The sequence below is a fragment of the Herbiconiux daphne genome (assembly GCF_024979295.1).
Classification (GTDB): domain Bacteria; phylum Actinomycetota; class Actinomycetes; order Actinomycetales; family Microbacteriaceae; genus Herbiconiux; species Herbiconiux daphnes.
Genome location: NZ_JANLCJ010000245.1, coordinates 1 through 859 on the forward strand (window position 1 = coordinate 1; position 859 = coordinate 859).

General features: G+C 41.1%; 1 protein-coding gene. It reads left to right on the plus strand.

Annotation, left to right across the window (positions count from 1 at the left end; all coding sequences use genetic code 11):
* Positions 1–44: 44 nt before the first annotated feature.
* A partial coding sequence (locus N1032_RS24395) for a terminase large subunit domain-containing protein (protein WP_259543091.1) occupies positions 45–859 on the plus strand: 815 nt, incomplete at its 3' end.

Below are 859 nucleotides of genomic sequence, written 5' to 3' on the forward strand. Positions count from 1 at the left end.
ATCCGACTTAGATTATTTCTCTTCTTGAACAACGTGAGAAAGCAATTAAATATAACAAGGTAGATCAGTTCTACCCATATCCTTTTCAGAAGGATTTTTATGCAGCATCTAAAAAGTACAAACGTCGCTTCCTTTGTGCAGCGAACCGTGTTGGTAAATCTTATTCAGAGGCTGTAGAGTTCTCCTATCATCTTACTGGTAAATATCCAGAATGGTGGGAAGGACACAGATTTGAGAAACCTATCCTTGCTTGGGCTGTAGGTATTACCGGGGATTCTACAAGAAAGGTTCTACAAAAAGAATTGTTTGGAACGCCTCTTGGTAAAGACACAGATGAAGTAGGTACAGGTTCTATTCCACGTGATTATATTGACTTTGATAACCTAGAGAAAGATGGGCACTTGATTAAAATCGCACAGATTAAACATCACGATGCTAATGGTGATTTTGATGGTTGGTCAACTATCGAATTCCGTTCTACCCAACAGGGTGAACACGTACTCATGGGTGCAACAGTTGATTACATCTGGCTGGACGAAGAAGATCCATTTAAATCAATGGACATTTATTCACAGTGCGTAACTCGTACTGCTACTACTGGTGGTCTGATCACGATGACAGCTACACCAGAGAACGGTCTGACTAAGCTCATTGATCTGTTCATGAAAGATACATCTGGTTACCTCTATTTCCAGAATGCGACATGGGATGATGCCCCGCATTTGGATGAAGAGACGAAGAAGGAACTGTTAGCCTCTATCCCTAGTTGGCAACATGAAATGCGTTCTCGTGGTATACCGATGATGGGTGAAGGTCTTATTTATGACATCCCCGAAACAGCTATTACTGTTAATCCTAT